General features: G+C 44.6%; 4 protein-coding genes. 3 read left to right on the top strand and 1 reads right to left on the bottom strand.

Annotation, left to right across the window (positions count from 1 at the left end; translation table 11 throughout):
* The 3 genes from LX64_RS06515 to LX64_RS06505 all read left to right on the top strand — a co-directional run.
* Positions 1-3,486: T9SS type B sorting domain-containing protein (locus tag LX64_RS06515; RefSeq protein ID WP_158538550.1), on the top strand; the 3,486-nt coding region annotated here is incomplete at its 5' end.
* 31 nt (positions 3,487-3,517) lie between these two features.
* Complete coding sequence (locus LX64_RS06510; protein WP_111596800.1) at positions 3,518-4,486, top strand: PorP/SprF family type IX secretion system membrane protein; 969 nt, start codon at positions 3,518-3,520, stop codon at positions 4,484-4,486.
* 27 nt (positions 4,487-4,513) lie between these two features.
* Complete coding sequence (locus tag LX64_RS06505) at positions 4,514-6,475, top strand: OmpA family protein (RefSeq protein ID WP_111596799.1); 1,962 nt, start codon at positions 4,514-4,516, stop codon at positions 6,473-6,475.
* 53 nt (positions 6,476-6,528) lie between these two features.
* Here the strand turns inward: LX64_RS06505 and LX64_RS06500 are convergent, their stop codons facing one another.
* Positions 6,529-6,879, bottom strand: a complete 351-nt coding sequence (locus tag LX64_RS06500; RefSeq protein ID WP_111596798.1) for a winged helix-turn-helix transcriptional regulator — start codon at positions 6,877-6,879, stop codon at positions 6,529-6,531.
* Positions 6,880-6,952 lie beyond the last annotated feature (73 nt).

Below are 6,952 nucleotides of genomic sequence, written 5' to 3'. Positions count from 1 at the left end.
GAACACGACCCAGTAACTACGAACAATACAAGTTCAGTCACAGTAACCCGCGTTCCATTAGTAGATGTGGCAGTGTTGAAAACGGTGAATAACAGTACACCGGATGTAGGCAAGAACGTAACCTTTACGATTAAGGCTACCAATGCCGGTCCAAGTGATGCAACGAACACAGTAGTGAATGATGCCTTACCAACAGGTTATACCTTAGTAAGCGCAACGCCAACAGCAGGTACATACACTGCTGGAGTATGGACGATCGGTACTTTAGTGAAAGATGCAGAAGAAACATTAATGATTGTTGCTACTGTAAACGCAACGGGTTCTTACACGAACACAGCTACGATCAGTGCAACAGAGAAAGAAATCGTAACAAGTAATAATACCTCCAGCGTAACCCCTGTTCCTGTACCAGTAGCAGAATTGTCGATCGTGAAAACATTAGACAATGCTACACCGGATGCAGGTTCGGAAGTAGTGTTCACTGTGAACGTAACAAATGCTGGTCCAAGTACGGCGACAGGTGTGAAGGTAACAGAGCAATTGAAATCCGGTTACACGTATAAATCAAGTACGGTAACAGCCGGTACATACGATGCTGCAACAGGTATTTGGAACATTGGAACACAGCACATCAACATTACAAATACATTAACGATCACGGCGGTTGTAAACCCAACAGGCGATTACAGCAACAGTGCATCGGTAAGTGGAAACGAGAAAGATACCCAAGGTACAGATGACGTATCTACGATTACTACACCAATAGTACGTGCGATCACAGATTTAGCGATTGTTAAAACAGTAGATCACACCACGGCCGACGCAGGCAGCGAAGTGAACTTCACCCTAACTGCCAGCAACAAAGGTGTAAGCACGGCTACAAATGTTGTAGTAAATGATGTATTGCCAAGTGGCTTCACTTTTGTAAGCAGCACATCTAGCAACTACAACGCAACAACAGGTGTATGGTCGATTGGCACTTTAGCGAAAGATGCCACGGCATCGATTACGATCAAAGCGATTGTAAATGCTACAGGTACTTATGTAAATACAGCGACTATTGCTGGTACAGAACACGACCCAGTTACTACGAACAACACAAGTGCAGTAACCGTTACCCGTGTTCCTTACTTAGATGTAGCGGTAACCATCGGCGTAAATAATAGTACACCGGATGTTGCTACAAACGTAACGTTCACGATTACGGCTACGAATAATGGTCCTAGTACGGCTACGAATACTGTAGTGAACAATCTCCTCCCAAGTGGTTACACCTTGGTAAGCGCGAATGCTGCTACAGGTTCTTACACGAACGGGGTTTGGAATATTGGTACGATGGCGCCAGGTGCAAGTACTACATTAACGGTGGTGGCTACTGTTCGCCCAACGGGTACTTACACGAACACGGCAACAATCGGCGCGGCTGAGAAAGAAACCATCTTAACAAATAACACGGCTAGTGTTACACCAACGCCGGTAACTGTTGCAGATATTAGCATCGCTAAATCAATCAACAACAGCACGCCGGATGTAGGCAGCCAAGTGGTGTTTACATTAACGGCAACCAATAACGGTCCTTCAACAGCTACTAATGTAGTAGCAACGGATATGCTCCAAACCGGGTACACATTCGTAAGCGCCACTGCTTCAGCAGGTACTTACAATGCCGCTACGGGTACATGGACTATTGGAACCCTACATGCCGGCACAAATGCTACCTTAACAATTACAGCCCGCGTAAATGCCGGCGGTAATTATGGTAACACAGCCAGCATCACTTCCAACGAAAAAGAAACCAATACCGGTAATAATACAAGCACAATTACTACACCGGTGCCTGTGCCAGTAACCGACCTTAGCATTGCTAAAGTGGTGGACGATGTTGCGCCTTATGTTGGTAAGGATGTGAACTTCACCATCACTGTTAAGAATGATGGTCCTAGTCATGCAACAGGTGTAACCATGAACGATGTATTACCTACTGGTTATGCGTATGTAAGTGCCACTGCTTCTACAGGTACTTATAATGCCACCACAGGTACATGGCAAATTGGTGCATTAGCCAATGGTGCTACGGCAACTGTAACCATCAAGGCTACTATCTTAGCTACCGGCCAGTTCACCAATACAGCTACCGTAACAGGTAATGAAAAAGATCTCGATGCTAGCAATAACAGTGCTTCAGCCTCTACTATTCCAGTGGCAAACGCCGATCTTCAAATTACCAAATCTACTACAGCTGTTAACCCGCACGTGGGCGACGATATTACGTTCACCCTTGTAGCGAAGAACAATGGTCCTAGTGATGCTACCAATGTAATAGCAACCGACTTGTTGAAAGCTGGTTATGTATTCAAATCCGCTAACCCTTCAACAGGTACCTATAATGCTACAACAGGTACATGGACAATCGGCAACATGACCAACGGTGCTACTGCTACCTTAACTATCACGGCCAACATTAAAGGCGGTGGTGCATACGATAACACAGCTACCATCCGCGGTAACGAAACCGATTTAGTACCGGCTAATAATACTAGCACCATCAACCCAGCTGTAATTACCCTTGTAGCTGAAAACGACTTCGGTAAAACAGAAGAACCAACACCGGTAACGGTGAATGTTGTCAAGAACGATACCTACGGTAATACGGGGAACAAAGTGGTATTAACATCGAACCCGCAAAACGGTACGGTGAGAAACAATAACGATGGTACCGTTACTTACACGCCAAACGAAGGCTTCGAAGGCACAGATATATTTACCTACCAGTTGGAAGATAACTTGGGTAATAAATCAAATATGGCCACAGTTAGCATTGATGTAACGAAACGCTTGATCGACTTAGCCATCGCTAAAGTGTTAATTACAGCGCCTTCAGATGTAATGGTAGGTAAGAATGTAACATTCGACATTACAGTAACAAATAAGAGCGCGAAAACGGCTACAAATGTTGTGGTAGAAGATATCTTGGAAAGCAACATCGGCGACAACTTCACCCAGTTACAAACCTTTAACGGTAAGGCGAAGTTGGATATGAATACACGTAAAATCACTTGGACGGTGGGTCAATTAACCGGCGGTCAAGTAGTGAAGCTTACGATCACAGCGAAAGTAACAGGTGGTGGTGCTGTGAAGAATACGGCCACTGTATCTGGTGCTGATAATGATCCCGACATTACGAACAACACGTCAACCGCTGCTGTTCCGGAAATGCCGAATAAACCTGGTGTATTCATTCCAACACTTATTACACCGAATGGCGATGGGCAGAACGATAAGTTCGTGATCCTTGGCTTAGAGAAGTTCCCAGGTAGTAAGCTAATTATCTGGAACCGTTGGGGTAACGTGGTGTTCCGTTCTAATGATTATTTGAATAATTGGGATGGCTCACAACTCAACGAGGGTACTTACTTCTACGAGTTAGTTACGCCTACACAAAACGGTCCTAAAACTTATAAAGGTTGGTTGCAGTTAATGCGCTAATAGCTTTTCAACATGTTGAATTAATTGAATCATGAAAAAAGTATTCTCCATATTATGCTTCTTGATCTTGTGCGGAACAGTTGTTTCCGCACAACAAGATGCACAGTTCAGCCAATACATGTTCAATGGTCTTTATGTAAACCCAGCTTACGCTGGCTACCGTGAAGAATGGAACATTAATGCTTTCTATCGTAACCAATGGACGAACTATCCCGGTGCACCGAAAACATTCTCGGTAGCGGTAGATGGTAGTGCAAATGAGGGTAGGGTAGGTTTAGGTTTGATCGTGATGAACGACCAAATCGGAGCTTCGAATAACACCTCGGCTTATGCTACCTATTCATACCGTATACCCATGAACGAGGAAGGAACATCCCGGTTATCATTCGGGTTAAGTGGCGGTTTCATTCAACAACGTATGGATATTAATGCGTTGGAAACTTCTTCAGGTATCGATCCCGTTATTTTAAATGGTAACCGCAATAGCACCATCCCCGATGCGCGTTTCGGTATCTACTATAACACGGCAAGGTTCTACACAGGTATATCGGCTACGAACTTGCTAACACATACGTTTCAAGAGAACAAAGCATTAAAAGAATATTTACCGATGAAGCCGCACTTGTACTTCACAATAGGGGGCTTATTGCCTTTGTCGGAAAGTATTACGTTAAAACCTTCGATGTTGATTAAGGAAGACCGTGCCGGTCCTACTAGTATTGACTTGAATGCGTTTTTCTTGGTGAATGAAAAAATATGGCTCGGTGGTTCGTACCGTACAACCGTACTCCATAAATCGAACATCAACGAGGGCTTGAAAAAACCGGCGGCAGTAGCCATCATGGCAGAGTATTTCGTGAACGAAAAAATCCGCATCGGTTATGCGTACGATCAAACGCTGAATAGTACAGCGGCATCGAGCTACCCAACGCACGAGATTTCGCTCAGCTACTTTTTCAAACGCCCGAAAGCTAGGATGTTATCACCTCGCTACTTCTAATGTTTCATCTTTAACACAGTGCTAGTAATGCGTGTACGTTTATCACCCATCATCATGGCCATTGCGGGAACGTTGCTTTTGCATAAACCCGTAAGTGCCCAATATGTAATAACTGAAGCCCATAAAGCTTATAACCTATATAATTTCTCGAAAGCTAAATCGCTCTACGGTAAAGCGTTCGATAAGAAGGAAACTCCGGCCGCTGCTAGGGGAGCTGCCGATAGTTACCGCCTTACGAAAGATTATATCAATGCCGAGTTCTGGTACCAAAAACTCTGGAAAGTAAAAGGATATACGCCTGCCGATGAACTCCATTACGCAGGTATCCTTATGAATAACAGTCAATACAGCGCCGCCGCAGAACATTTGCGCAACTACATTGCCGCCGTTCCTACCGATCAACGTGCAAAGAACATGTTACTAGGTTGCGATTCTGCCCAGCATTGGATCGACCATCCACGCGAAGGCGACATGGAAAACATGGCTGCATTAAACTCTAAGTATTCAGATTGGAGCCTCGCGATGTATAAAGGGAAGTTCATTTTCGCATCCGACCGGCCATATGATAGTGTACGCAAAACGGGTTTCTTTGAACAAACTACCATCAAGAAACGCTTGTATACATGGACAGGCGATGCTTACTTACACTTATACGAAAGCGATGGGAAAGACCCGAAAACAACGAAGCTCTTAGAACGTCGCTATGTAAATGGCGATTACCACAGTGCCAGCGCCAGCTATACCGATAGCCTCAATAAAATGTACCTCTCTATTACCCGCTTTATCCGTAAACCAAGTAGCGTGGTAGGCAAAGATTCCGTGTACACCATGAATATTGGCGTAAAAGAAATCGACGGAACTGGTGGTAAGGAGAAAGTGAAAATTTTGCCTTTCAATAAAATGCTAGCATTTTCTGCCGGCGATCCATGGATTAACCCAACAGGCGATACTTTATATTTTATCAGCGCCCAAGGTCCGGATGCCAAAGGTGGAACAGACATTTATTATAGCGTAAAAGGAACCGGTAGCTGGGGTACCCCGGTGAACCTTGGCCCAAGTATCAATACTGAAGGGAACGAGCGTACGCCGTACTTTGATGAGAAAGGTAAGTTCTACTTTGCGAGTGATGGCCACCCTGGTTTGGGCGGACTAGATATTTACGCAGCCGTAAAAGATAAGAAGGGTGATTGGAAGATTCAAAACCTAGGTACACCTGTAAATACTGCGCACGACGATTTCGCACCGGCGAGGTTTGATAACGTGTTGTATTTATCCTCTAACCGTAAAGGCGGCGCCGGTAGCGATGATATTTACCGCTTCTTAGCCGTTGAACCACCACCACCACCGGTGATTGTATTCGACTTAGTAGGTACAGTATTCGACAATAAAACACGGAAGCCATTGGTGAATGCCACTATCAAGTTGAAAAACATGACAACGGGTATTATCATCGATACCCTAACCAATGAAAAAGGCGAGTACCACATTCCGTTGGATAGTGTAACCGATTACGCTGTTAAAGTATCGCTGAAAGGCTATACCAATATTCCAGCCGTTAACATTTCTACAAACGGCTTAAAGGAAACTACCACCATCAAACAAGATCTTGAACTGGAAAAAACGGTAATAGGTAAGCCTATCAAAATCGAGAACATCTATTTCGATTTGGGTAAGGCAGATATTCGCCCGGATGCAGCCAAAGAACTGGATAAACTAATAGCGATTTTAGAAGAGAACCCAACTTGGGTGATCGAATTAGGATCGCATACCGATAGCCGCGCGGCCGATGCCTTTAACATGGCCTTGTCGCAACGCCGTGCAAATGCTACCGTGGCTTACTTGATTAAACAAGGTATCCCGGCGAAGCGTTTACGTGCAAAAGGGTACGGTGAAACGAAATTAGTGAACAAATGTGCGAACGGGGTGAAATGCTCTGAAGCCGATCACCAAGCGAACCGTAGAACCGAATTTATGATTATCTCGAATTAACCAGTAACCAATTTAATATCAAAGGGGTCGGCGGATTTGTTCGTCGACCTTTTTTATTGACCCTTGATGATGGCACGGTGTTGTATACCAAAGGTGGCAAGTGCTTGGATAACGGGCTGTACATTATGTGCATGCTCGGTAAGAGCATACGAAACCGTAATGGGTTTGGTAGCATGAACGGTGCGGGTAATTAACTTATGTTGCTCGAGTACTAACAGCTCCTTCGACAATACTTTCGGGGTAATGCCCACCACTTCTTCTTTTAAATCAGAAAAGCGCAAAGCGCCATTGGCCAAGTTATGCAAGATGCAAACTTTCCATTTACCGCTAAGCAATTCAATGGCATCCCGCAAGGCTAGCGTGTTCTCGCGGTTCGGCGTTGTACATTTTTCTAGTTTAGCCATAGCATACAATAGTAAGTATCCTAAAGGTAAGGGATAACAATCGTTCCGGCAAAGCAGTCTACTTTTGGGAAAA

The sequence above is a fragment of the Chitinophaga skermanii genome (assembly GCF_003259335.1).
In the GTDB taxonomy this organism is placed as follows: domain Bacteria; phylum Bacteroidota; class Bacteroidia; order Chitinophagales; family Chitinophagaceae; genus Chitinophaga; species Chitinophaga skermanii.
Note: the sequence above shows the minus strand (reverse complement) of the source record. Positions and strands in the feature narration are given on the sequence as shown.